At 56.6% G+C, this 24,524-nt stretch carries 21 protein-coding genes; 5 read left to right on the forward strand and 16 right to left on the reverse strand.

Going from position 1 to position 24,524, the window contains the following annotated elements:
* Positions 1-67 precede the first annotated feature (67 nt).
* On the forward strand, positions 68-421 hold the full coding sequence (locus Q0915_RS05790; RefSeq protein WP_299474571.1) for a hypothetical protein: 354 nt from the start codon (positions 68-70) through the stop codon (positions 419-421).
* A gap of 51 nt (positions 422-472) precedes the next feature.
* Here the strand turns inward: Q0915_RS05790 and Q0915_RS05795 are convergent, their stop codons facing one another.
* Positions 473-1,690: an NADP-dependent isocitrate dehydrogenase gene (locus Q0915_RS05795; protein ID WP_299474574.1), complete on the reverse strand. Its 1,218-nt coding sequence runs from the start codon at positions 1,688-1,690 to the stop codon at positions 473-475.
* 567 nt (positions 1,691-2,257) lie between these two features.
* Between Q0915_RS05795 and Q0915_RS05800 the strand changes: the two genes are divergently transcribed.
* On the forward strand, positions 2,258-7,057 hold the full coding sequence (locus Q0915_RS05800) for an Ig-like domain-containing protein (RefSeq protein WP_299474577.1): 4,800 nt from the start codon (positions 2,258-2,260) through the stop codon (positions 7,055-7,057).
* Between the two features lie 79 nt (positions 7,058-7,136).
* On the opposite strand, the gene Q0915_RS05805 is transcribed toward Q0915_RS05800, so the two are convergent.
* Positions 7,137-7,550, reverse strand: coding sequence for a hypothetical protein (locus Q0915_RS05805; RefSeq protein WP_299474580.1), 414 nt, complete (start codon positions 7,548-7,550; stop codon positions 7,137-7,139).
* Positions 7,551-7,747: 197 nt separating this feature from the next.
* Positions 7,748-8,365, reverse strand: a complete 618-nt coding sequence (locus Q0915_RS05810) for a LysE family transporter (protein ID WP_299474583.1) — start codon at positions 8,363-8,365, stop codon at positions 7,748-7,750.
* A 97-nt stretch (positions 8,366-8,462) separates the two neighbouring features.
* Between Q0915_RS05810 and Q0915_RS05815 the strand changes: the two genes are divergently transcribed.
* Positions 8,463-9,335: a LysR family transcriptional regulator gene (locus Q0915_RS05815; RefSeq protein ID WP_299474586.1), complete on the forward strand. Its 873-nt coding sequence runs from the start codon at positions 8,463-8,465 to the stop codon at positions 9,333-9,335.
* On the opposite strand, the gene Q0915_RS05820 is transcribed toward Q0915_RS05815, so the two are convergent.
* From Q0915_RS05820 to Q0915_RS05845, 6 genes are all read right to left on the reverse strand, one after another.
* Entirely contained in the window at positions 9,315-10,040 is a 726-nt protein-coding gene (locus Q0915_RS05820; protein WP_299474589.1) for an HAD family hydrolase, read from the reverse strand. The two genes, Q0915_RS05815 and Q0915_RS05820, sit on opposite strands and share 21 nt — an antisense overlap.
* A 130-nt stretch (positions 10,041-10,170) precedes the next feature.
* Positions 10,171-10,779, reverse strand: a complete 609-nt coding sequence (locus tag Q0915_RS05825; protein WP_299474592.1) for a dimethylsulfonioproprionate lyase family protein — start codon at positions 10,777-10,779, stop codon at positions 10,171-10,173.
* Positions 10,776-11,435 (reverse strand): peptide chain release factor H, encoded by a 660-nt coding sequence (gene prfH / locus Q0915_RS05830; protein WP_299474595.1) that lies wholly within the window; start codon positions 11,433-11,435, stop codon positions 10,776-10,778. Before prfH ends, Q0915_RS05825 begins: the two co-directional genes overlap by 4 nt.
* Positions 11,432-12,628, reverse strand: a complete 1,197-nt coding sequence (locus tag Q0915_RS05835; RefSeq protein WP_299474598.1) for an RNA ligase RtcB family protein — start codon at positions 12,626-12,628, stop codon at positions 11,432-11,434. The genes prfH and Q0915_RS05835 overlap by 4 nt, the downstream gene beginning before the upstream one ends.
* A 365-nt stretch (positions 12,629-12,993) precedes the next feature.
* Positions 12,994-13,479 carry a YHS domain-containing (seleno)protein gene (locus tag Q0915_RS05840; RefSeq protein ID WP_299474602.1) on the reverse strand — a complete coding sequence of 162 codons (486 nt, stop codon included), beginning with the start codon at positions 13,477-13,479 and terminating at the stop codon, positions 12,994-12,996.
* Between the two features lie 198 nt (positions 13,480-13,677).
* A complete protein-coding gene (locus Q0915_RS05845; protein WP_299474605.1) occupies positions 13,678-14,049 on the reverse strand; it encodes a hypothetical protein in 372 nt (123 codons plus the stop codon).
* Between the two features lie 180 nt (positions 14,050-14,229).
* On the opposite strand from Q0915_RS05845, the gene Q0915_RS05850 reads away from it, so the two are divergent.
* Positions 14,230-15,168 (forward strand): AraC family transcriptional regulator, encoded by a 939-nt coding sequence (locus tag Q0915_RS05850; RefSeq protein ID WP_299474608.1) that lies wholly within the window; start codon positions 14,230-14,232, stop codon positions 15,166-15,168.
* Between the two features lie 712 nt (positions 15,169-15,880).
* On the opposite strand, the gene Q0915_RS05855 is transcribed toward Q0915_RS05850, so the two are convergent.
* The 7 genes from Q0915_RS05855 to Q0915_RS05885 all read right to left on the reverse strand — a co-directional run bounded on the left by Q0915_RS05855 (position 15,881) and on the right by Q0915_RS05885 (position 23,240).
* Complete coding sequence (locus tag Q0915_RS05855) at positions 15,881-18,106, reverse strand: NADP-dependent isocitrate dehydrogenase (protein WP_366525262.1); 2,226 nt, start codon at positions 18,104-18,106, stop codon at positions 15,881-15,883.
* A 168-nt stretch (positions 18,107-18,274) separates the two neighbouring features.
* Positions 18,275-18,790: a hypothetical protein gene (locus Q0915_RS05860; protein WP_299474614.1), complete on the reverse strand. Its 516-nt coding sequence runs from the start codon at positions 18,788-18,790 to the stop codon at positions 18,275-18,277.
* A gap of 60 nt (positions 18,791-18,850) precedes the next feature.
* Positions 18,851-19,390: a hypothetical protein gene (locus Q0915_RS05865; protein ID WP_299474616.1), complete on the reverse strand. Its 540-nt coding sequence runs from the start codon at positions 19,388-19,390 to the stop codon at positions 18,851-18,853.
* A 620-nt stretch (positions 19,391-20,010) separates the two neighbouring features.
* Positions 20,011-20,355 carry a hypothetical protein gene (locus Q0915_RS05870; protein ID WP_299474618.1) on the reverse strand — a complete coding sequence of 115 codons (345 nt, stop codon included), beginning with the start codon at positions 20,353-20,355 and terminating at the stop codon, positions 20,011-20,013.
* Between the two features lie 1,114 nt (positions 20,356-21,469).
* Positions 21,470-22,018 carry an STM3941 family protein gene (locus Q0915_RS05875; protein ID WP_299480635.1) on the reverse strand — a complete coding sequence of 183 codons (549 nt, stop codon included), beginning with the start codon at positions 22,016-22,018 and terminating at the stop codon, positions 21,470-21,472.
* A 127-nt stretch (positions 22,019-22,145) separates the two neighbouring features.
* Positions 22,146-22,574 carry a DUF2267 domain-containing protein gene (locus Q0915_RS05880; protein WP_299480638.1) on the reverse strand — a complete coding sequence of 143 codons (429 nt, stop codon included), beginning with the start codon at positions 22,572-22,574 and terminating at the stop codon, positions 22,146-22,148.
* A 534-nt stretch (positions 22,575-23,108) separates the two neighbouring features.
* Positions 23,109-23,240 carry a hypothetical protein gene (locus Q0915_RS05885; RefSeq protein ID WP_299480641.1) on the reverse strand — a complete coding sequence of 44 codons (132 nt, stop codon included), beginning with the start codon at positions 23,238-23,240 and terminating at the stop codon, positions 23,109-23,111.
* 74 nt (positions 23,241-23,314) lie between these two features.
* Here Q0915_RS05885 and Q0915_RS05890 point away from each other — a divergent pair, with 74 nt between their 5' ends.
* A complete protein-coding gene (locus tag Q0915_RS05890) occupies positions 23,315-24,487 on the forward strand; it encodes an adenylate/guanylate cyclase domain-containing protein (RefSeq protein ID WP_299480644.1) in 1,173 nt (390 codons plus the stop codon).
* Positions 24,488-24,524: the final 37 nt, after the last annotated feature.

Consider the following 24,524-nt stretch of genomic DNA (forward strand, 5'->3'; position numbering starts at 1 on the left):
ATGAATGAGGGCATGTGCGCCCGCGCGCATGCCCGCTCCCTGGAGATCGTCTTGAAGGCAGAGACCAATGACGGACGACAACGTGACCTATGGTGCCCAGGTCGTACTGAAACGGGCGGACGGAACTTCCATACTGGACGTACAGGAATCCGTCACCGCCAGCGTGCTCGACAAATACAGGGTGCCGGAAGACACGGTTGCCGCTGCTGCCAGGGCACTTGAAGCGCTTGGATTTCGTATCTCCGGAAACGATGGGACGACGCTTTCGATTGAAGGCTCCCGCCAGGCATTTATCGATGTTTTCGGCCTGGAAGTGGGGGCGCAAGCCGCTGGCGTTGCCGCGCACGCAACACAGGTGCCCGATGAGATCAAGCCATATGTTGCCGATGTGATCGTTCCGCCCGGGCCGACCTTTTTCTAGAAAGGCACAGCCTCCGGGCGCCCCGTCTGCAACGACGGGACGCACATTTTGTTACAGATCCGCCATCGCCTTCGCCAGGTTTTCGTCGATCTTGTCGAGAAAACCGGTCGTCGTTAGCCAACCCTGATCGGGACCGACCAGAAGCGCGAGATCCTTCGTCATGTAGCCGGACTCCACCGTATTGACGCAGACGCTCTCCAGGGTCTTTGCGAACCGTGCGAGCTTGTCGTTGCCATCCAGTTTCGCCCGGTGCGCCAGCCCGCGGGTCCAGGCGTATATGGAAGCAATGGAGTTGGTGGATGTGCTTTCGCCGTTCTGGTGCTGCCGGTAGTGCCGTGTGACCGTTCCGTGGGCGGCTTCGGCTTCCACCGTCTTGCCGTCCGGTGTCATCAGCACGGACGTCATCAGGCCGAGCGATCCGAACCCCTGCGCGACGGTATCGGATTGCACGTCGCCGTCATAGTTCTTGCAGGCCCAGACGTAGCCGCCGGACCATTTGAGCGCGGAGGCGACCATATCGTCGATCAGACGGTGCTCATACCATATGCCTGCATCAGCGAATTTTTCCTTGAATTCGGCATCGTAGACCTCCTGGAAGATGTCCTTGAAGCGTCCGTCATAGGCCTTGAGGATCGTATTCTTCGTGGAAAGGTAACAGGGGACTTTTCTTTGGAGCGCGTAGTTCAAGGAGGCGTGCGCGAAGTCGCGAATGGAATCGTCCAGATTGTACATCGCCATCGCAACGCCGGAGGAGGGCGCGTCAAAAACGTCCCGTTCAATTTCGGTTCCGTCTTCGCCGACAAATTTGATCGTCAGCTTGCCCTTGCCGGGGAATGTGAAATCGGTTGCCCGGTACTGATCACCGAAGGCATGCCGGCCCACGATAATCGGCTGTGTCCAGCCCGGTACCAGGCGCGGGACATTCTGCATGATGATCGGTTCGCGAAAGATAACACCACCCAAAATATTGCGGATTGTTCCGTTGGGTGACCGGTACATGCGCTTGAGGCCGAATTCCTCAACGCGGGCTTCATCTGGCGTAATGGTGGCGCATTTGATGCCGACGCCGTGCTCTTTGATCGCATTGGCTGCGTCGACCGTGATCTGGTCATCCGTCTCGTCCCGCTTTTCGATAGACAGATCGTAATAAAGAAGGTCGACGTCGAGGTATGGATGGATCAGCTTGTCCTTGATGAAGGCCCAGATGATGCGCGTCATCTCATCGCCATCTAGTTCGACGACCGGATTATCGACTTTGATCTTTACCATGGACGGGTTTACCTCACGAAGTTAGCTGCGGGAACAGGTGAAGGTCATCTCACGGGACGAGTTGTACCGGAAAACTATTGTGTGCGCTTGTATGCAATAAAATCCATCGAGGCAATACGAAGCTTTTCGGGTTTGCTTTTTGCTTATGCCGCTGTGCGGAAGCTGTAATCCTGTACAGATCACGCATCCAAGAGACGAAAATCGAACGATTTTCTCACTTTTTTCCGTGCGGTTCCGGCAGACGTATCAACTAGGCCGCGTCTGCGAACTTGGATATCTAGCCTTATTCATCGGTAAATTTACTGGTGTTTTGGTTCGAAAAGGCATTTGTTTCAAATGCTTTGATGTGTAGTGATTAGATTAATATCTGATATTTACTTTTAGTTAACTATAGTAATTTGGCAAAATGGATAGACAAGATTCAAATTTTAAAAAATTATACTTTGCAATTCTGATTTTTATATACCTTTGATTGGTGGAATATTTTGATTAGGTGACTCAGAGTAGCCGGAGTCCGCCACGTTTCCGTGTTGAGCGCTTCGGGAGAAACCTGTTTTGAGAGCCTCCATGCATCCGGCATTTTCCTTTGGATTGAAAAACGGTCCGACCATCAAAAAAGCGGCATTCGCATCTCCGTTTGCAGCCAAATTCAAATCAGGCCAGTGGCAATCCGAGCTCTCACAAGGCTTGTCGGTCAGTGAACCAGATGCGGACGATGTCTCTGGTGGTGGTTCCTTCGGTGCGCGTTGGATGCAGTTTTTGGGAGCAACGCCGTCCTGGAAACCTCTTATGTCCGATGAAGACATTAGCTTCGAAGCCGGTACCGGCGCTCGCGAAAATGGTATCGAAGAAACCGAAGCCGTTGAACTGCAAAGTGAGGCGGATGGCGTCAGTCCGATAAAGGCACTTCTGGATTCGCTTTTTGAAAGCAGCGGCGGTGACAACGCCGATGCCGGAGTGACCGTTGCCGAAGCGCTGGCTGCAGTTTCATTAGAACCGGCTAATCTGCGAGAGCCCGTACCTCAGGACGAGGAAACGGCAACGGCGGAAAGCTCGGAAGGCAGTGCCTTCCCGACTTTCGAAGCCTTTGCCCCGGTTATCGGCGAAGACGGTGTCGTTCTGCACGATCAGGCCTGTCCGTGTCCTGGATGTGGGGCTCGGGAGGAAGACAGCGTCACCCTGAATATGGAGTCCGAGGCCGGAACCAGTTCGTCAGGAACAAGTGGGGCTGCCGCTACGCTTGGTGACATGGCCGAATATCTCACCAGTGGATACTGGGCGGACAAGGGCCTCAATGTCTCCAATTCGGAAGGAACGCTTTCCCATAACCTCGGCAGTTCCGGAACAGACGCAAACAACGGTGTTCTCTATTATAACGTTTCCGGCTTTTCGTCCGACAGCAACGGAATCTCCGAGGAGCGCAAGGTGCTTGTCCGCGAAGCGTTCAAGCTGTTTGAGGCGACGCTGGGGATCGATTTTGAAGAAACGACGTCAACGAACACGTCGGAAGTCGACTTCTTTTTCAGCGACAACTCTTCGGGTGCCTGGGCCAATTACAGCTACTACAGCAACGGCACGATTGCAGCCAGCTATGTGAATGTTGCCAGTTCCTGGTCAGGCGGTACATCGACCTACAACGACTATACGCTGCAGACGATCTTCCACGAAATCGGTCACGCCCTCGGCCTGGGTCACCAGGGCAACTACAACGGCTCGGCAACGTTCGGCGTCAGCAACGATTTTGCGAATGACAGCTGGCAGGCATCGATGATGTCCTACTTCAGCCAGAGCGAGAACACGAATGTCGACGCGTCTGGGGCTTTGTTGCAAACACCCATGTCCGTCGACTGGATGGCGCTGGACGCGATTTACGGCTCGCAGGGCTACGGTGTTGCGAACGCATTCACCGAGAATACGACCTGGGGCTTCAACACGACGGTCACATCAGATGTCAGCGATATCTGGGCACAATGGTCGAGCTATGCCAACAAGACGGCGTCTACAATCGTGGATAGCGGCGGTAACGACACGCTGGACCTGTCCGGCTACGGCAACAATTCGGTGATCAATCTGGCACCGAGCGATAGCCAGTCCTCAGGACCTTCTGCGTCCAGCATCGGCGGCAGAACCGGCAATCTGACGATTGCCGAGGGAACGATCATCGAAAACGCCATAGGGGGATCGGGTTCTGAAACGTTCTATGGCAATAGTGCAAACAACATCCTGACCGGCAATGGCGGCAACGATACATTCCACGACAGTGAAGGGTCCGATACCTATCTGGGCGGAGCCGGGACGGATTCGGTCCTCTTTGAGGGCAATTTTGCCGACTACAGCTTTGCCATTAGCGGTTCGTTTCTGCAGGTCATAAATGTCGCTGTAGACCTCGTCGAGTTCACAGTTGAAGCGCTCGGATTCTCTGATCAGACAGTCAGCTATCAGGAGATCGTCGATTCACTCACGGCGATGCCGAACGCTGATCCTGAAGCGGAAAACGATAGTTATTTCGTCGATGAAGACGGTTTGCTAACCGGTCAGAATATTCTGGCGAACGATACAGATACCGATGGTGACAGTCTGACGGTCGCCTCGGTGAACGGCTCTGCTGCTTCGGTTGGATCCGAAATCGTATTGGAGTCGGGTGCATTGCTGACGGTCAATGCGAACGGTACGTTCTCCTACGACCAGAACGGTGCCTACGACTATCTCGGCGATGAAGAGAGTGCGGAAGAAACCTTCACCTATGTTGCGACGGACAGCGAGGGGAACTCCGAACCGGCAACGGTCACGATCACCATTGAAGGCTCGCACGACAACACCGCCCCGGTCTCTGCAGACGACAGTTACACCGTCGACGAAGACGGGTTGCTGTCAGGCCAGAACCTCCTCGCCAATGACACGGATGCTGATGGCGACGGTCTGACGGTTGCCTCCGTCAATGGTTCCGCCGCCTCGGTCGGTTCCCAGATCATGCTGGAGTCCGGTGCATTGCTGACCGTCAACGCGGACGGCACGTTCTCCTACGACCAGAACGGTGCGTACGACTATCTCGGCGACGAAGAGAGTGCGGAAGAAACCTTCACCTATGTTGCGACGGACGGCGAGGGGAGTTCCGAACCGGCAACGGTCACGATCACCATCGAAGGTTCGCATGACAACACGGCGCCGGTGTCCGCCGACGACAGTTACACCGTCGACGAAGACGGGTTGCTGTCAGGCCAGAACCTCCTCGCAAATGACACGGATGCCGATGGCGACGCACTAACGGTCGCCTCGGTGAACGGCTCTGCGGCCTCGGTTGGATCGCAGATCGTGCTGGAGTCGGGTGCTCTGCTGACAGTCAATGCGGATGGCACGTTCTCTTATGACCAGAACGGTGCCTACGACTATCTCGGCGACGAAGAGAGCGCGGAAGAAACCTTCACCTATGTTGCCACCGACGGAGAGGGGAACTCGGAACCGGCAACTGTCACGATCAGCATTGAAGGCTCGCACGACAATACCGCACCGGTCTCTGCCGATGACAGTTACACAGTCGATGAAGATGGCATGCTGACAGGCCGGAACCTCCTTGCGAATGACACGGATGCCGATGGCGACGCACTAACGGTCGCCTCGGTGAACGGCTCCGCCGCCTCGGTCGGGTCGCAGATTGTGCTGGAGTCGGGTGCATTGCTGACGGTCAATGCGAACGGCACGTTCTCCTACGACCAGAACGGTGCCTTCGACTATCTCGGCGACGAAGAAAGCGCGGAAGAGACCTTCACCTATGTTGCCACCGACGGCGAGGGGAACTCGGAACCGGCAACTGTCACGATCAGCATTGAAGGCTCACACGACAACACGGCGCCGGTCTCTGCAGACGACAGTTACACTGTCGACGAAGACGGGTTGCTGACAGGCCTGAACCTTCTGGCCAATGATACGGACGCTGATGGTGATGGCCTGACAGTAGCCTCCGTCAATGACTCCGTCGCCTCCGTCGGGTCCCAGATTATGCTGGAGTCGGGCGCACTTCTGACAGTCAATGCGGACGGCACGTTCTCCTACGACCAGAACGGTGCGTTTGAAGCGCTTGAGTCCGGTGAGACAGGAAATGACAGTTTCACCTATCAGGTTTCAGACGGCAAAGGTGGTTTTGACACCGCGACCGTCACTCTGACAATCGATGGCGTAAGCGATCCGGTTGACGATCCGCTGCCCGGCCCCGAACCGGTTGTAGAGAAGCCGGTTGTGATCGATTTCGAAGGCCTTGCGCCGGGCGCTTACGCCGGTAAGACGGGTATATCGCTTGCGGGTGTTGATGTCACGACGAGCGGTCAATTGGCCGGAAGCCTTTCCGGGGCAACGTCCGGCTTTACGATCAGCGCAGGTGGCGAGGACTTCGATCTGGACAGCCTGCTGCTTCAGTCAGAAACGCGCCGTGCGCGTATCAAGCTTGAAGCTTTTGACGACGGCGTTCTGGTCGGTTCGATGAAGGTACGCATCAATTCCAAAGGCGCTTTTGAACTTGAACTTGACGATCGTTTCGACGGCGTCGATGAAATTGTTGTCAGCAGCCGGCGGGACAAGCCGTTCTACGTGGATGACCTCGCCCTTGTGACATACCAGTCAGGGTCGGCAGGCGGAAACGAAGATCCGAATGCGGCTGACGATGCCTATGCGACCACCGAAGACGCGACTGTTGGCGGTAATCTTCTGACCAATGACCGGGATCCGGAAGGTGAGGGCGTCTCGCTGCTTTCACTTGCGGGGCAGAGCGGAGGCGTAGCCGTCCTGGCATCCGGCGCGATCGTCACGTTCGCGAGCGACGGTACGTTCACCTATGATCCGAACGGGGCATTCAACGGTCTTTTTGACGGCGACACCGCGACAGAGGCCTTTGTCTATGAGGTCTCGGATGGCAATGGCGGCGCCGATACGGCAGAGGTCACCGTCACGATTGTTGGCGAAGGCACTGCGCCGGTTGAAACGCATATCGGCTTCGAAGATGGATCGCTTTGCGGCTGGTTCGATGAGGAAGATGAATTTGTCTTTGCCGACACATACGTAACCGGCCGCAATCGTGGTGTTTCGGAAGGTGAACTTGCCGGCCGGAGCTACGGCGACAGCCTCTCGTTTTCCCGCGCCGATGGTGAAAGTTTCGACTTTGAAGAGGCCGTCTTTACCGCAATGGGCCGGGGCAAGGTCACGCTGACGGTCGAAGGATATCTGGATGGCGAGCTTGTCGGCAGCGAAGACTTCAGTGTTCGTGCAAACCGGGAGAAAAAGCTGGCTCTGTCGGATTCGAAATTCGACGAGGTCGATGAAGTCGTCGTCCGATCCAACTACGGGGTAATTCTGGATGACATGACCCTGCTCGTCTAGGCGTCATTCACATGGTCAGATCAACGCCGGGGCGCATTCATAAAGCTGCGCCCGATAGCCTCCTTCCGACACGGGGCCGTTACGGCCCCTCGCAGGTGATGCCGACAGGTGTTGAAGCGCCGAACTGCAGCAGGCCGATTTGGACGGGCTCTTCATCATCGTTGAAGTGCCGCAACACTCTCACCGTCGCAAGAAGCGTGTCGGCCTGATCGTTTATGAGTTGCATGCGAAGGTGTTCATCATCTGCGGAAAACTGAACGATCGTAGCATCTTCGGCATTTTCGCGGTCCCGGGTGGAAATGGCTTTCCCGTCAAAATAGATGTCGGCTTCCAGAGGCGCCAGGACCGGACCGGCTCCAAACAGGATCGTAACGTCCGTATCGGAATCAATGCCGCTGCAGAACATGTTGTGTGTCGCGTTGGCCTGACTTGTCAGGAGCAGAAAAAGAAAAGCGAATGCAAAGTGACTGAATAGAGCTTTGGGTGAATTCATTGCGGCCTCTTGTCGGTTGGCTTCTCCGAAGATAAGCGCTTCCGGCGGATGTTGCCAGCGATGGCGTCGATACCATTGTGATTGGAGTGGCAGAGCCTGGCTGTTTTGGAGATTGGTCCGGAAGAGGTCGTTTTTGTGAGCGGTTGGCGAGAAAACGCAGGCCGCTCAAAGCAATCAGTCTCGCTCCGACTGCAGCATTAAGCACCAAGACCGGTGACCACCAAAGCAGCACCGAAACCGACCAGTATGGTCCCGAATACGCGATCGATCAGATGGCGAGCCGCTTCAAAGATGCGTTGCATTGTCTTCGCCGAAAAGAAGACTGCGACAAGTGAAAACCAGATCCCGTGTGTCAGCGATATGAACAGCCCATATGCAATCTGAATTGCGAGTGGCGTTGCCGGACTGACCACTTGCAGAAAGAGACTGATGATGAATACGGATGTCTTGGGGTTCAAGGCGTTGGTCAGGAAACCCATTCGCAGGGCTTCCATGGCAGACATGCCGCGCTCCGATTGTCCGCTGTCCGCGCGTTTGCCACGAGACAGGATCAGCGTCAGTCCCAGCCAGACGAGATAAAGCGCTCCTGCAAATCTGAGGACCTCCAAAAGCACCGGCGACTGCCGGATGAGTATTCCAACCCCCAAAAGCGTGTATCCAACGTGGACGAACACGCCGAGTGCGATGCCGATGGCCGTCAGCACTCCGGTCTGCCGTTTCGTCAAAAGGCTGTTTCGGCTGACAATTGCGAAATCCGGCCCCGGGCTGATGACGGCAAAAATCGTAATCGTGACGACAGCGAGCAGCTCGGTCATGGATGCGCCTCCGGTTTCGATCCGAACTGTCAGTAGCGTCAAAATATGGTTTTCACTAACGATGACTTCTCACTTGATTTGTGATTAAAACTGACAGATGCGTCAGCCAATCACGTCGTTGCCTTCTTTGAATTGCTTTCGTGCCGCTGCTGAGTTTGAAAGCTTCAGCGCAGCAGCTGATCGTTTGAATCTGACGCATGGTGCGGTGAGCCGGGCTGTGAGACTGCTGGAAGACGACCTTGGTGCTGCTTTGTTTGAAAGGCGCAACCGGAGAGTTTTTCTGACAGAGAACGGTCGACGGTTGGCCCGCGCAGTGGACGAGGGCTTTATCCGGATCGAACAGGCCATCGCGGATATCAGACAAAGCGAAGCCGGCGTACCGGTGACGCTGTCTTGTGAACCGACATTGCTGATGCGGTATCTGATCCCGAGACTTCCGGATTTCCGGTCGCGTTTTCCCGATATCACGCTGCAATTGGTTGCCGGTGGTGGCCCGGTCCGTCTCGATACCAACATTCAGTTTGCGATCAGGCGAAACGATTTCAGCATTCCGAACCGGTATCGGACCACTGAATTGTTCGATGAGGAAATCGGGCCTGTTTGCCGTGCCGACCTTGTGGCGTTGTTTTTCGAAAGCGGTCAATTGAAGCGGGAGGCTCCGTGTCTGCACACGCGCACGCGGTCGCAAGCCTGGACGCAATGGTCCGAAATGACCAGCGCCCGCAGAGCTGATTTCGCAGGACAGCACTTTGAGCATTTTTATTTCAGTTTGCAGGCCGCCGTTGCGGGCCTTGGCGTGGCGATAGGGCCGAAGCGGCAGGTTCAGGACGATATTGAAAGCGGTCTTCTTGCGGCGCCAACGGGATTCATAAAAGATGGAAGCCACTATGTGCTTTTGTCTGAGCGGTCATCGCCACCAGGGCGAGTGGAAAAAGCGCTGCTGTCCTGGCTAGGAGAGACATCGCGGTAAGTCAGACGCACTTGGCAAAATGATATCCGCATGTGTCTCAAGATCTTCCTGTGCGCTGGTTCCTGTCAAAACGCCAATCGTCAGCCCGGCTCCGGCAGCTTTTGCCATGTCGATATCGTGCATGTTGTCTCCGACGACGGCTATCTTGGCGGGTGGAAGACCGATTGCACTGGCGAAGCCGAGAACCATGCCTGGCTCCGGTTTCGGGCCATGCCCGGTGTCATAGCCTGTCACGAATTCGAATTTCGGGGCCAGTCCGGAACCCTCGAGGAAAGCCCTGATCGCAGCTTCGCTGTCACTGGAGGCGACCCCAAGTCGAAAGCCGCGATCAAGGAGCCAGTCAACTGTCTCGCGGATACCGGTCAGCGGTTTTGCGTCATGCATCTTCGAAACGAAAATCCGATCGAGTTCACTGGTCAAATCGTCCAGACTGAAGTCGGCGCCACCCGCAATCCAGGCCTCCGCAATTTCCTCTGAATTGCCGGCGGCAAGCAAAGACCCGGCTGCTGAATTTCGCGTTTCCAGGTCCAGCCCGGTCTTCTCAAGAAAGCGCTCTGCCTCAGACAAAATGCCTTTCGATGCAAATCTTGCGGCTTCCTCGTAAGCCGGCGTCCAGGTGGCGTCAAAGTCCAGAAGGGTGCCATCCTTGTCGAACAGAATGGCTTCTATGCCGGTTGTGTTGATTCTTGGTATTTCAGACGTCATCCGTGGTCTCTGATGCGAACTGTCACTGTCTCATCGCTTTCGGCACTCTATTCGAAATCTCACAAAGCGTGATGGCAATTTCGGCATATTCGATTGGAAGGCGGCTATTTGCCTTCATGCTGCTGGCACTCTAAGCCGGTGCAATCTCAAAACTCTTCAGGTCGAGATCTCCACTCCATCGCCAAGCACCGAGAAACGGTTCATCAAGGGTTCGCCGGCCATGCATTTCCCAAGCCGGATGATGGATCATGGAACCGGGTGGAACCCGTCTGTAGGGTGCTTTGCCGAGGACCCACTCGGCTTCTCCGGCGATCGCGAAATAGGTCTCCTCACCGGAGTGCCTGGAGAGCGGGTAGTCAGTGTGCGCCTCTGAGACAAGCAATCCGACACGAACCTCGTCGTCCCGGATATGCCCGTCCGGTCCGAGAAGTTCAGTTGTGTAAAGGCTGCTGGAAACATTGTCGGACAGTCCAGAGCCTTGCCAGTTCTCCCAGTGCAGGCAAGGCGCGGTTTCAAGGACCAGTCCGGCCCAGTCGACGGCGGTGTCGAGTGCACAGGCCCGTTGCAGCAGGCCGCGTGGATACTCTTGCGCTTCAGCGGTGGAAAAGGGGCGGTTCGCTGCGTCCCGAAGCCTGGCTGCCGCCACGTTGCCACCGGGCCTGCCTTCCGCGTCGAAAACCGATGCGATCTCGATCAGAAGCTTGTCGACGGCCTGGCGTTTATTGTCAGATAACGTCATTTACGACCTCCGGTGTTGCTTGCCTCGGCAAAACGCTCCCCCTTGAAGACACGCACAGGATTGCCGCGTTCCAGTTGTCTGTGCAACTGGTTCTGCGCCGACCGGTCCGTTGCAAGGCTCTCTTCGCGCTTCAGAAGAAAGCGCGCTTTCAGCCGGTCGAGGGCGACTTCACGGTTCCGGTGCTGGGATCGTTCATCGGTCGAAATAGCAACAAGCCCGGTTTTAAGGTGCGTGATCCGGACACCACTGTCTGTGGTGTTCTGATGCTGACCGCCAGGACCGCCGGAGCGGAAGGTTTCGATCTTGAGAGCACCCGGCGACAGATCAACCTCCGGAAGATCGCCATGCTCGACCGCGAAAACGCCAACGAACCAGTTCCGGCGCTTGTGATGCGGGCGGAAGGGGCTCTTGCAGACCCATTGGATTGTGCCGCACCAGCGTCGCGAAAGCTCAGCTGACTTGCTGCCGGACAATGTGATCAGTGCGGAGTTAGGGTCGTTGCCTTCGTTCTCCTGCGGCAAGTCAGCCGTGAACCGGACATCGGACTGCGCGGCCTCCCGCGTCATCTGACGAACGACATGGGCAACCGCCCGTTGGCATTCGCGTGGACCATCCCCGCTTGTTACCAGGAGATGGAATTTCTTGGGCGGCGTCATCGCATGCCCCTCCGGTTTTTGAGGCGGTCGCGTTTGTCCTGGCGTGCGTTTGCAAGTGCCTCACTGACTGCTTTCTTGAACGTCAGCAAGGGCTTGAGGGTTGCGACTGCCCGTGCCAGACCAGCAGCCTGAAGATCGTTCAGGACCTGCTTTGGATCCTTGTAGGCATTCGGAGCTTCCTCGATCAGCAGCTGTCGATCCTCGCAGATCACCTGTCCGCCGAAGGATGTTCTGGCAAGACTTTCCCGATCGGAACGCGTTGCACCTGCGCGGCCAAGCATCGACCGGCGATCGTATTTGCGGCCCGAACCGTGCGCGAGCGAGGCAAGGGCGTCAGGATTGCTACCTTCCGGCGCGAGGACGAAGCTGAGCGCATCGCGCGACCCGGCGAGGGGCACCAGCGGAAGATCGGCCTTAGCCGCTCCCTTTCTGTGTAAAAACTGACCGTCGTGTTCCTCAATCAGATTGTGAGGCGCGTCCGATACCAGACGAAGATCGGACCTGAGGGCCCGCGCGGCTCTTTCTGCGATCAGCCGCCTGTTGAGGCTGGCCCATCGGACGGCGTCCCTGTGTGCCAATAGATAGGCCTTGCCCGAATTGCTATCCGGATCCATCCCCGAGAACTGTTCCAGCACCGCGCTGAACACCGTCATTCCCAGTGAGCGGGAGCCGGAATGCACCAGCAGCATCAGATCGCCTTTTTTGATTTCATGATCAGCGAGCAGATGCTCGTCGGCGGCGGCTTCGACTTCCTGCAGCTCGCAGAAATGATTGCCGCCGCCGATGGTGCCGAGTGACTGTGGGTCCAGATCGGCTGGCAGACCCTCATTCAGGAGACGAGCGGCCGCGTCTCCATCCCACACCCCTTCGAGGGATCGAAATTTCTGCCCCGCCTTGTCAAGCCGCAGCTTGCGGGCCGGCAGGTCGAGCACGAAGAGGCTCATGCCACAGCCGATATCGTTGCCGATCAGCTGCGGATAGATACGATCGGCGAGGACTGCGCTGCCGACCGGACCGTATTTGCCTGGGTGCAGGTCCGGAAACGCTGCGACCTGCGAGACGCCGGACATTTTCGACACAACGTCCAGCTGCTCTTCGGCTGCGCCTTCGATCCAGGCGGTTTCAGAAAAAAATCGATGGATGGGCGCGGCTTCTTGTGAAGACGCGTGCCCTTCCTTTTGAGAAGTGCCCATGTTGGGAACCCTTTTGAAAACAGGAAAGCGTCAGGAGCAAGTCGGTCTTGCCCCGATAGCCTTTGCCGCACTGCTGCCGCAGATCAGCTCAGGTTTGCCGCCGTCTTGGGCGCGCAGAACATGGTGGTCATGTTGTAGTCCCGTTTTCAAAAGTCATCATCGTGCCGCGTCGCGCGGTGGCAATCACATAGGCGCTGTGATGGCTTTGCGCAACCTGTCTGCCGTTGAAACGGGCTGTTCGCTCCAGAGTGTTGTGGCTGTGCAACGTGGCCAAACAACATGCCTTTGTTCAATCAAATAGGCGCGCCCAATCGGGCGCGCCTGATCCTTGGCCAAGGTTTGCACCTGAAGGGAAGCAGACCTTGTCAGAGGTCCTTGGCAGCGGTTGAGCGGATCTTTACCCAGTTCTCCTCGGCCTTGGCGATGGTGCCTGCCTCATCCTTCAGGAACGCGCGGAAGATCTCCTCGTTCAGGAAGAGATAGAGCTTGTCGTCGACGATGGCAGCAAATTGCGGGTCGCCGTCAAATTTCTTTCCAACCGAAACACCGAATGTGCAAAAGCCACCATTTTGCGGCAGGTACGCGGCTGGATCTGCTGTGAACTTGTCCATGGTTTCCTTGGAGGAGAAGTAGTAGGCAACGCCGTCGTGCAGAGCCGTATGACGGGCGGCGCCATCGATCCGGTTGCCGAGATTGACGAAGGCAACAGGATCGACGCCGTGCATGCCGAGCGGAGCGCCTGCAGCGGTCAGACCGCTGGAGGTGTTGTATTCGTCGGCGGCAAGGGCTGGCCCCGACAGGTTTGCAATGCCAAGAAGCGTGACGGCTACGAGTGTTTTTGAGAAGGACATTTAGATTACTCCTGATCTGGATCTGAATGATGTTCGGCCGGCCTGAGCGCCAGCCACATATACTTTGCGTTCATCTTGCTGATTGATCCATGCGCGAAACGCCGCCTGAGTTTGCAGATCGTCCGGGAGCGTCGAAAAAAGAAAAACACCGGCTGAGAGCCGGCGTTTTCAGGTCTGGGTACAGGGAATGTTACTGTTTCACGCCAGCCGCGGTTCGCTGACCTCCGGCTTGTGAAGAGACACGACGGTCAGGACGGCAAGCGCGTTGACGATGTAGTAGGCGAAGTCGATGCCTTTGAAGCCGAGGACGAACGGGGCTGCGAGGAAGACGACACCGACCGCAAAATCGACGATCAGGTGAAACGAATAGGGCACGACCCGGATCAGGCCGGTCTCGTGGTCTGTCAGAATGGTCAGGGCCAGCGCCGCAATGCCGGTGACAACCGACAGCCAGAAGGCGACCGGGCTGGACTGACCGAGACCGAGCACCATCGGCAGGGCGATGAGGGCAATGGCGACAGGGTAATCGAGATAGGCGTGGATGGTTTTTGTGACAAAGCGAATATTCATGTCGAACTCCTGGATAAAGACTGTTGGGAGGCGAGTGCCTCTCGTGCCTTAAGATGATCCGTGCCAGGCGACTGATCCATGCACGAAAGTCCCCGAAAATTGACCGATCGTCCGGGAGGCTTGCGGCGCATGTCCATACATCGCAAAACAGTGCCGTTACGAACCGGACGATGGAAAAACATGAGACATGATGCCCTCAGCCAGATCCTTGACGCGCTGAAGCTGCGCGGATCGATCTACTTTCACACCAGCTTTTCGCCGCCCTGGGCAGTGGAAGTACCTTCGTTCGGAAACGTCGCGCGGTTCCATATGGCAATGCGCGGCGCCTGCTGGCTGAAGGTCGAAGGACATGCTGCGCCGATCTACCTTTCGACCGGCGACCTGGTGGTGATCCCGCATGGTGCGGCGCACGTCCTGTGCGACGAACTCGGGCGGGAGGCGACGTCCGTCGACCGGGTGCTTCAGGAGACGGGCTATACGGGTGAGGGCGCGCTTTATTTCGGCGGACCGGACGAGGAACAGAGCTGCAAATTGTTTTGCGGGCATTTCGAGTTTGAAGACGGCTCGGTACATCCGATCCTCGACGCGCTGCCTGAGGTCATTCATGTGCCGAATACGGAAACGATGAACGCATTCTGGCTCGAAACGGTGATGCGTTTTGTCGCCAGCGAAGTCCGGGCGACCCTGCCGGGGTCGGACGCAATCGTGCATCGGCTGACAGAGATCATCTTTATCCAGGTCGTGCGCACGTTTGTCGATCAGCAGGGCGACCGGGCAGGGTGTCTCGCTGCTGTCCTCAATCCGAAGCTGGGACGCTCCATGTCGCAGATCCATCTGGCGCCCGAGCAGCCCTGGACCGTTGAGACGCTGGCACGCGAGGCCGGCATGTCACGGACGGTTTTTGCCGAACGCTTCACAGACCTCGTCGGCATGACGCCACTTGCCTATGTCACGCACTGGCGCATGGAAAAAGCCCGCAAGGACATCCGCGAAACCGACCTGCCGCTGATCGATATCGCGGAGACGATCGGCTATGCCTCGGAAGCCGCCTTCAACCGCGCCTTCAAGCGCCAGTTCAACCAGACGCCGGGCCAGATGCGGCGCATGGGGGAAGGGTGATGCCGGACCGGGCAATGTCCTTCGGTGGATGGCCTTCGATTGGAAGACCGGTAAGTGACCGGCACCAGTGATTTCTGAGGTTGTCGGCCCATCCTTCGAGACGCCGCTGGCGCGGCTCCGCAGGATGAGGTGTGAGGGTGTGTTGACGTTTGATTGCGGACCACAACGGACGCTGAAATCCCGAGTAGGCACTAGCCAATCCTTCGGCCTTATCCTGAGGAGGATCGTTAGATCCGTCGCGAAGGGTGCACGGCATGCTCAAAGTTGGTTTCCCACCCTTCGAGACGCCGCTGGCGCGGCTCCTCAGGATGAGGGGTGAGGGTGTGTTGACGTTTGATTGCACTGAAACGGATGCCGAAACTCACAGCAAGCACTCGTCAATTCTCTGGCCTCATCCTGAGGAGGATCGTTAGATCCGTCTCGAAGGATGTGCTGAAAATTCTTTGCTTCACCTTGTCCTTCAGGCGTCAACAAGCACGCAGCGGAGTGAAGGTCAGGGCCCCAATCGTTTTCAGAGCCCGTCTTGGGCACGCCCGAAACTGTCTCTGTCTTCCGTCACTCATCAGTCCACCGTGGGCCACCGTCGATTGGATCCCGAATCAAGCTCGGGATGTCACAAGCGGTAACTGCCCAAATCTTGGGGGCGCATGACTTTCATTTAAAAAAGGGGCGGAAAAATCCGCCCCTCAAGATCCTTGTCGTGACCGGTCGACTAGCCGATGATGCCGTTCAGTGTTGCGCTCGGGCGCATCACAGCGTCGACCTTCGCCTGCGGCGCGTGGTAGTAGCCGCCAGTATCTGCCGAAGAGCCCTGGACGCTGTTGAGTTCGCCGACGATCTTGTCTTCGTTGGAGGAAAGCGCCTCGGCAATCGGTGTGAAGTGAGCCTTCAGCTCCGCGTCCTTGTCCTGGGCGGCAAGCGCCTTTGCCCAATAGAGCGCGATGTAGAAATGGCTGCCCCGGTTGTCCAGGCCGCCGACGCGGCGCGCGGGCGACTTGCCGTTGTCGAGCAGACCTTCGATCGCCGTATCGAGGGCATCAGCCAGGACCTGTGCCTTGGCGTTGTCCTTGGCATTGGCGAGATGCTCGAGCGACGCGCCGAGGGCGCAGAATTCACCGAGCGAGTCCCAACGGAGGTAGTTTTCCTCCTGAAGCTGCTGGACGTGCTTGGGAGCAGAACCACCGGCGCCGGTCTCAAACAGGCCGCCGCCGTTCATCAGCGGAACGATGGAGAGCATCTTGGCAGAGGTGCCGACTTCCAGGATCGGATAAAGATCGGTCAGGTAGTCGCGCAGGACGTTGCCGGTAATTGCGATCGTGTCCTCGCCGCGGGCAATGCGTTCGGTGGTGTATTTTGCCGCTTCCGTCGGAGCCATGATTTTCAGGTCCAGACCGGACGTGTCGTGCTCGGGCAGGTAAGCGTTGACCTTCTTGATCAGCTCTGCGTCATGGGCACGGTTCTCGTTGAGCCAGAAGATGCCCGGCATGCCGGAAAGACGCGAGCGGGAGACGCCGAGTTTAACCCAGTCGCGGATCGGCGCGTCCTTTGTGCGGCAAGCGCGCCAGACATCACCTTCCTCGACCTCATGCGAGATCAGCGTGTTTCCGGCTTCATCGACAATACGGATGGTGCCGTCGGCAGGCGCCTTGAAGGTCTGCGGGTGGGAACCGTATTCCTCGGCCTTCTGGGCCATCAGGCCGACATTCGGCACAGTCCCCATCTTGGATGGATCCAGCGCACCGTTTTCACGGCAGAAATCGATGACGGCGGAATAGACGCCGGCGTAGGAGGAATCTGGAATGACGCATTTGGCGTCTTGTTCCTTGCCGTCCGGGCCCCAGCCCTTGCCACCGGCGCGGATCAGCGCCGGCATGGAAGCGTCAATGATGACGTCAGAAGACACATGCAGGTTCGTGATGCCCTTGTCGGAGTTCACCATGTAGAGGTCCGGGCCGTTGTCGAGCGCTGCCTTGATGTCGGTCTCAACCTCGGCGCGCTTGTCCGCCGGTAGTGTCGCGACCTTGGCTTCCAGGTCACCCATGCCCAGATCCGGGTTGACGCCAAGCTCGGTAAAAGTCGCGGCGTGCTTTTCAAAGACATCCTTCAGGAACGCCTTCACGCAGTGGCCGAAGAGGATCGGGTCGGAGACCTTCATCATGGTGGCTTTCAGGTGAAGCGAAAACAGAATTCCCTGGGCCTTTGCGTCCTGGATTTCCTTTTCAAGAAACGCTTTCAGCGCCTTGACGCTCATGTAGGTAGCGTCGATGACGTCGCCTTCTTCCAGCGGCCAGTCTGTTTTCAGTACCGTCAGGTCGCCACCTTTTGCGTCGAACTCGATCTTGGCGGCACCGGTGGAAACGGCCGGGACCGTGACCGACTTTTCGTTCGAGCGGAAGTCATTTTCACCCATCGTGGCGACATGCGTTTTTGAAGATGTCGCCCATGCCCCCATGCGGTGGGGGTTCTTCTTGGCGTATTCCTTGACTGCCTTGGGTGCGCGGCGGTCGGAATTGCCTTCGCGCAGAACCGGGTTCACTGCGGAGCCCTTGATGGCGTCGTATTTGGCCTTGACCGTCTTTTCTTCTTCACTTGAAGGTTCAGCCGGATAGTCGGGCAGCTTGTAGCCTTGCGACTGCAGTTCGGCGATCGCCGCATTCAGCTGAGGCTGGGACGCGGAGATGTTCGGCAGCTTGATGACGTTGGCGTCCGGCTGCTTCACCATCTGGCCAAGTTCGGCAAGCGCATCGGACTGTTTCTGAGTGTCAGTCAGATACTCTGGGAAGTTCGCCAGGATGCGGCCTGCGAGAGAAATGTCCCGGGTGCCGATGGTGAGCCCGGCCGCCTTGGTGAAGGTGCGGATGATGGGCAGGAACGAGGCGCTTGCCAGTTCGGGCGCTTCGTCGACCTTGGTGTAGATGATATCGGCCATGATGCTCACATTTCCCAGTGTTCGAAGTGGGGTCGGCGAGGACTTTTCGGCGTCCCCGGACGGAATTTCGACCAGCGTATACAATTGTACGCAATCAAAAGCCAGCCCTTCTAAAGACAAACGCTGTTGATCGGGCACGTTCTAGCAAACGGGGGGGAAAAGGCAATCGGGGAGGGGTTAGAGATCCAGGCGTATTGCCTCACCGCATGCGGCGCGCGCCTGTTTTTTAATCTCCTCTCGGAGAACAGTTTCTGAAACGCTGTACAGCGCGGGTCTCAGGAAAACTGAATTGTCTGTAAATGGGCCAAACCGTCGAAAACGCAGCCCAAGTTTTCCGAAGTTGAGTTTTTCGATTTCCCCTTTCTTCAGCGAGATGACTATCCACATCCGGAGTGAGGAAATACTTGCGATGGAAGTCCAGGGGATTGGATTTTTCCCAAGCTCCCTCAGCATTATCCCTTCCCCGGTTACGGATACGACCGGTCCGACTTGCTTGCTCATTTTGCGTACGCGCATGGAAAAATAGATGAAAACAAGAATACCAATCGGACCGGCCGCCAGGTCCCAAGCAGCGCGCTCTCCGTTTATCGCTTCCATGGTGAGAACAGGCGTCGCAAGAATCGAGATAATCAAAAACACGCGGAAGAACCATTTTAAGAGTGAAAGGCGGTTTTGCGCGTATTCGAGTTCCATGGGCTATTTTGTCTTCCTCAACGTTTCCGGAGGCTGCGTTGTTTGTCCAATATCGATTTGCTATCGAACGGCGGGGCAGTTGTATGCCTTCGCGTAGGTCTGCACAATTTTGTTGAATGTATAATGGCCGACGTGAAACTCCATCGGATTGATACACCTTCCTTTTCCACCCATTCGCCTGTTATAAAATTTCATAATCAGATGATGCACTGAATTGATTTGCGTTTCTTCGAAGTTCTTCGTGACATCAAGCATCATCATGTACTGATCATTCTGTTTCCCCCTGGATATGTTGACGATTTCGGACCAGGGAATTGGATACTTGCAGATCCGTTTGTCCAATATTCCTGCAGGGCCGACTTCTATCGTCAGCTTGGGAATATTCAACAATCGATTGACTGCGGCGATGCTGCTGCTGATGCTCAATATCAAAACGCCAATTGCGAATACTGCTTTGGATGAACCCTTGTTCCAGCCGTAATACTCTGCTGTCAAAATGAAGACGCTTAAAAACATCAGAGACAGATAAACTAAGAAATTCGCGATTCTTTGGCTTCTTGGTATTTCGAATTTCATTGTTTTTGATGTGTCAAAATCCATTGATCAAACCAAGATTAAGCGATGCTTCTAGCGTTCTTTGCGTGGAGGGAGGATGTGAATTTTTCGGACCAAAGAGAATTGCAATTCAATGCCATTCAGATGCAGCAGAAGAACCGTGTGCCTTTGCGTAGGTTTCGATGATTTCCTTAAGTGAGTCTTGTGAGATCGACAGACCCGAAGCAGCAATCGAAATGCCCGCGCGTCTCCAAGACGATCCCAATTTGTCGATCCAACTCCGTCGCTGGCGAAATTTTTGGAATTGCTCTGGAGAAACACCCAATTCCACACAGCAAACGCGCCTGCTTCTTCCTCTTCTTATGGCGAGCCGCACAAGTTCTGACCATGCCATGGGTTCATTCTGGACACGCCTGTCGAAGATACCTGAAGGACTGATCTGGATGACCGGTTCGTTGAGGTGAAAAAACCTGGCCAAGTGAACGAGAAACAGAATGGTGAATATGACCAGGAACGAGAATGGAATGAATGATGTTCCAATCGATTGGCTTGTGCTCAATACGGTGAAGACGGTAAAACCGGCGAAAGTTGCACCCAGCAACGAAAATACGAGCGTTGCAAAGGTTTTCTGCGCTGAATAGCCAATCTCGATTGCTTGATGAGCGTCAATCCGCATTCGATGACCCAGGCATTGACCAAGCCTTCATGTAGGCATTGAGTGTTTCCAGCAGCTTGTCACGGGTGATATCGAGGCGCGATGTGTCGATGATGAACTCGTCCGGGCGCGCCATGGTGGGTTGCCTCGGGTCGGCCACGGGTTGAACTGCCTTTGCCGGTGCCGAAATCCTGACCAGTCCTTTCCCGCGGTGGTCGAAACTCGAGATACTATCGATATCAGACCAGGCAAGAGATCGCTCCGAAGGCTGTTTGAGCAGAAGACCTGCCGGCGAGATCTGAAGGCAACTTCTTGCCGGGTGAAGCATTTCCAGAACGCAGCGCGCGAATTCCATGCCTATTGCACAGGTGACAAAACCATAAACCAAATGCCAAAGGCTGAATGAACCATCAGCCATGTTTGCAAAAAACGCGGCGATCGCAGTGAAAAACAAAGCTCCGTAACAGGCGACCTTCAAGCGCAGTAGGCGACTCTTTTGGCTGATCAATGTGGTTTCGTTTGTATTCATCGCGCTCTTAAAACTGATTATTCAACTAGCTCTGCCTAAGTTGCAAAACAAAAAAACTCTACTCGTTCTGTTTTAGCAGAGCGTGGTTTGATAGACAATCAACGCTCGTTTGGCACCTGTCCTGGTGCCCGTCCGTGAAAGCGGCAAATGGAATGGCATGAAAAAGTGACTGAGGGTGTATTCACTCAGGGGCTTATCCATCCACGCGCGGCGGGAGGCGGCAACTTCTGGCCTCTTGGGTCGAAACGCAAAGATTTGTGGTTACTGGATCCCTGCGTTCGCAGGGATGACAAATTCCTCAAGAGGAGCCGGCCCGGCCTTGAGCCGGGGTCAAGATAGTGCTGAGAGCAGGTCCCGGATCAAGTCCGGGACGGCAATAGCGGGCGGTTTTCGTTTCAGTTGTCGTCCCGGCCAAGCGCAGCGCGAGCCGGGAACCAGTACGCCGCAGCGTTTTTGGTTTGGCCGACAGGCGTGAGTTTACTGGATCCCTGCCTTTCGCAGGGATGACGAATTGCTCAAGTGGAGCCGCCCCGGCCTTGAGCCGGGGTCAAATTGGTTCCGTGTGCAGGTCCCGGATCAGGTCCGGGACGACAAAGGGTGTGCCCGCGTTCGTTCCAATTGTCGTCCCGGCCAAGCGCAGCGCGAACCGGGAACCAGTACGCCGCAGCGTTTTTGGTTTGGCCGACAGGCGTGAGTTTACTGGATCCCTGCCTTTCGCAGGGATGACAAAGTGCTCAGGGGAGCCTCCGCGGCATTGAGCCGGGGTCAAGTTAGTGCTGAGAGCAGGTCCCGGATCAAGTCCGGGACGGCAATAGCGGGCGGTTTTCGTTTCAGTTGTCGTCCCGGCCAAGCGCGGCGCGAGCCGGGAACCAGTACGCCATGGTGGTTCTTACCCGCTATGGGGCAAGAGTTCCCTGCTTTCTCTTTGGTAAGCAACCTGTCAGTCCCAGGCATAGGACGCCGGAGAGTCGAAAGCGTCGGCGTAGGCCAGTATGGTTTCGTGGAGGTCCTGGAAGCGGACCGCGAAACCCATGGGGTTCAGGCAGTGGCCGTGTGCGCCGACCAGACTGTTCGCCGTTCTGTACAAGCGGTACCGCCATGATTGATCGAGCGTCGCCTCGAAGTCCTCGCTCAGCTCCAGCATCAACACGGAAGACCCCCGGCTGCTCCAGACGCTGATGTATTCGATCTCAGACCAGGGAAGGTGCACCTTCGAAATCCTGTGATCGAGGATTCCGTCGGGGCCGATTTCGATTTTCTGGTCCGGATTGCGATAAAGCTGAACGAGACCGTAGATCCCCAGGAAGCCAAAAAATCCGACGCTGAGCAGACCCAGCACCAGTCCGGCATACTCGCTGTCGGGACCGTCGAAGCTGCCGGCCGCCAGGAAGATGCCGATCACCACGAACGGAATACTCAAGGAGAGTATCAACAGCGTCTTGCCGCGAGACCGTTTGAATTCGATGGTTTCTTGAGGGTCGAAAGCCACGTAAACCTCGGTATGGGCACGTTTCGAGAATGGCTCGAACGGTACATAGATAGAATGCCGTCTTCAATTGCCATCGTTTCGAACAATGTGCGACGGCAGAAACAATGTTGTCGCACACGCCCGAACTTCACCCGCGGACCGACCAATATTCCGACGCGCCTTCCGGCAATTCCGCAAGCACCCTGTCCAGCTCTCGTTCATCGACGGATGAGCGTCTGAGTGCCGTGGCGACATCTTCGATTGCACTCTCCGGGGCGAGGTTGTGATCCCGTCGCACGGACTTGACTTCGCTTATCAACGCAACACGCTCCGGAAAGGGAGCTGGTGTTTCGTCCGGTGTCCAGTCTTCGACAAAGATCGCTCTTGTTACGGCAGGAAGGACGTTCGCAAAGCGAAGTGCGTCACTTGTCGTGAGGTGGGAGCGGAACGTGTGAAGAACCGCGCGCAGCGTGTGATAGGCCTGATGATGGGTCTGGAGCATGCAGGTGTCGCGCACGTCCTGAATGAAGGCATCGAAGTCCCGGGAGGCTTGAAAATAAGTCTGGGGCATGGGCATGAGGGCGGCCTCTTTGCTCGGTTTGCTTCGCTCGAATTGACCCCAGTTTTCGTCTGTTGTCATCCAGGCTAAGTGCGGCGGGTGCAGGGGACGTGATCTTGGAGGTCTTTTGGAAGCCGTACACCGGTCCCGGATCAAGTCCGGGGCGGCAGGGGGGGGGCGGTGTTCGTTCCAATTGTCGTACCGACCAAGCGTAGCGCGAGCCGGGGTCGGGTTCGCCTCAGCGTTTCTGGTTTTGCCGATGGGCCAGTGTTTACTGGATCCCTGCCTGCGCAGGGATGACAAGGTGTTCAAATGAGACTTCCTTGGGCTTTTGCCGATGCCTCGTCAAAAACAGCGCACAACCGGCATCAGGCTTTACGGCGCAGAGGGCATTTGTTTGTTCCGATTGTCGTCCCGGCCAAGCGGAGCGCGAGCCGGGAACCAGTACGCCGCAGCGTTTCTGGTTTTGCCGATGGGCCAGTGTTTACTGGATCCCTGCCTTCGCAGGGATGACAACGAGAGCGTGCGATTTCGGAAGTCCGAGACGGGGCATCAGACCATCGGCCACAAAACCGGATCATCGATATTCGTCAGGGTTGTCATCCCGGACGCAGCGAAGCGCAGATCCGGGAACCAGTACCCCGCAGTCTCGGTGATGAAGTTTACAAACCTGGAGCGGTTCATCTCAAACGCACTGGGGATGACAAAAAGCTTCCACGCATGGAAAATGGAACGAGGAGAACTGCGCGGAGCCGTTGATGCTCAACGAACAAAAACTCGATGACCTCTTCTGGTGGATGCTGGACGGTGCGCGGCCGAGTGCGGATGCTCGCGAGATCGTTCTAAAGATCTGCGAGGGGCTTCTGGGGGCCGGCGTTCCGATAGAGCGGTTCGCGCTCTTTATTTATACGCTCCATCCCAACCTTCAGGGACGCCGGTTCCGCTGGCTGAAAGGTGAGGGCGTCGACCAGTCCGATGCGGATCTCAGAGCCTTTGACGGGGCTGAATATCACGACAACCCGTTACCGACTGTGCTCAGGACGGGCAAGACCCTGCGGCGCAAGCTCTGTGATCCTGATTGCCCGGAGGATTTTCTCATCCTGAAGCAATTCCGGGAGGAGGGCGTCACAGACTATGTCGTTCAGCCGCTCCTTTTCACGACTGGCGAGACCCATCTTGTGAGCTTTGCGACGAAAGCGAAGGGTGGCTTTGACGAGGCCATGATGGCGGCTCTTGAAAAAGTTCGTTTGCCGCTGGCCCGTCTCACCGAGACCTATATGCTCCGGCTCAATGCGGCCAATCTCCTGTCCGCCTATGTCGGGCGCGACAGTGGCAACCGGATCCTGTCAGGGCGGGTGCACCGGGGAGACATTGAAAAAATATCCGCCTGTGTGGTTTTCGCTGATCTTGTCGCCTTCACGCAGTTTTCAAACGCAGCGACAGCAGAAGACGTATTGGCCCGCCTCAACCGGTTTTACGACTGCCTTGTGCCGCCGATCGTAGATCGCGGTGGTGAGGTACTGAAATTCATGGGCGACGGCTTGCTGGCGATCTTCCCGATTTTGGACGACGCCGACAGTCGTGACGCCTGCCGACGCGCTCTCGACGCTCTCGATGAGGCGTCCGGTGGCGCGGACAAACCGCGATTTTCCGAGACTGTTCCACCCTTTAGGGCCGCCGTTCACGTCGGGCCGCTGCAATATGGAAATATCGGAGCCTCCGACAGGCTGGATTTCACGGCGATCGGCCCGACCGTCAACCTCGCCGCGCGGCTGCTCGCGTCGGCAGTTCTGGTCAACGGACAGACCGTGGTGTCCGAACGCGTTGCGGATCTTGCCGGGATATCGAAAGAAAATGCTCCCGCATTTGAGCTGAAGGGCTTCGACAAGACCCAGGTGATCGTGCCCATCCGGGAAATGCCGCAGGCGTGAAAGACAAATTCCGGCAGGATGAGGCTACTCCTGCCGG

The sequence above is a fragment of the uncultured Roseibium sp. genome, assembly GCF_947494555.1.
GTDB lineage: Bacteria > Pseudomonadota > Alphaproteobacteria > Rhizobiales > Stappiaceae > Roseibium.

Excerpts from the sequence above, each read along its gene's own strand:
- Q0915_RS05790 (WP_299474571.1), top strand. The coding sequence starts at position 68 with ATGACGGACGACAACGTGACCTATGGTGCCCAGGTCGTACTGAAACGG.
- Q0915_RS05795 (WP_299474574.1), bottom strand. The coding sequence starts at position 1,690 with ATGGTAAAGATCAAAGTCGATAATCCGGTCGTCGAACTAGATGGCGAT.
- Q0915_RS05800 (WP_299474577.1), top strand. The coding sequence starts at position 2,258 with ATGCATCCGGCATTTTCCTTTGGATTGAAAAACGGTCCGACCATCAAA.
- Q0915_RS05805 (WP_299474580.1), bottom strand. The coding sequence starts at position 7,550 with ATGAATTCACCCAAAGCTCTATTCAGTCACTTTGCATTCGCTTTTCTT.
- Q0915_RS05810 (WP_299474583.1), bottom strand. The coding sequence starts at position 8,365 with ATGACCGAGCTGCTCGCTGTCGTCACGATTACGATTTTTGCCGTCATC.
- Q0915_RS05815 (WP_299474586.1), top strand. The coding sequence starts at position 8,463 with ATGCGTCAGCCAATCACGTCGTTGCCTTCTTTGAATTGCTTTCGTGCC.
- Q0915_RS05820 (WP_299474589.1), bottom strand. The coding sequence starts at position 10,040 with ATGACGTCTGAAATACCAAGAATCAACACAACCGGCATAGAAGCCATT.
- Q0915_RS05825 (WP_299474592.1), bottom strand. The coding sequence starts at position 10,779 with ATGACGTTATCTGACAATAAACGCCAGGCCGTCGACAAGCTTCTGATC.
- prfH (WP_299474595.1), bottom strand. The coding sequence starts at position 11,435 with ATGACGCCGCCCAAGAAATTCCATCTCCTGGTAACAAGCGGGGATGGT.
- Q0915_RS05835 (WP_299474598.1), bottom strand. The coding sequence starts at position 12,628 with ATGGGCACTTCTCAAAAGGAAGGGCACGCGTCTTCACAAGAAGCCGCG.
- Q0915_RS05840 (WP_299474602.1), bottom strand. The coding sequence starts at position 13,479 with ATGTCCTTCTCAAAAACACTCGTAGCCGTCACGCTTCTTGGCATTGCA.
- Q0915_RS05845 (WP_299474605.1), bottom strand. The coding sequence starts at position 14,049 with ATGAATATTCGCTTTGTCACAAAAACCATCCACGCCTATCTCGATTAC.
- Q0915_RS05850 (WP_299474608.1), top strand. The coding sequence starts at position 14,230 with ATGAGACATGATGCCCTCAGCCAGATCCTTGACGCGCTGAAGCTGCGC.
- Q0915_RS05860 (WP_299474614.1), bottom strand. The coding sequence starts at position 18,790 with ATGGAACTCGAATACGCGCAAAACCGCCTTTCACTCTTAAAATGGTTC.
- Q0915_RS05865 (WP_299474616.1), bottom strand. The coding sequence starts at position 19,390 with ATGGATTTTGACACATCAAAAACAATGAAATTCGAAATACCAAGAAGC.
- Q0915_RS05870 (WP_299474618.1), bottom strand. The coding sequence starts at position 20,355 with ATGGAATTCGCGCGCTGCGTTCTGGAAATGCTTCACCCGGCAAGAAGT.
- Q0915_RS05880 (WP_299480638.1), bottom strand. The coding sequence starts at position 22,574 with ATGCCCATGCCCCAGACTTATTTTCAAGCCTCCCGGGACTTCGATGCC.
- Q0915_RS05885 (WP_299480641.1), bottom strand. The coding sequence starts at position 23,240 with ATGAACCGCTCCAGGTTTGTAAACTTCATCACCGAGACTGCGGGGTAC.
- Q0915_RS05890 (WP_299480644.1), top strand. The coding sequence starts at position 23,315 with ATGCTCAACGAACAAAAACTCGATGACCTCTTCTGGTGGATGCTGGAC.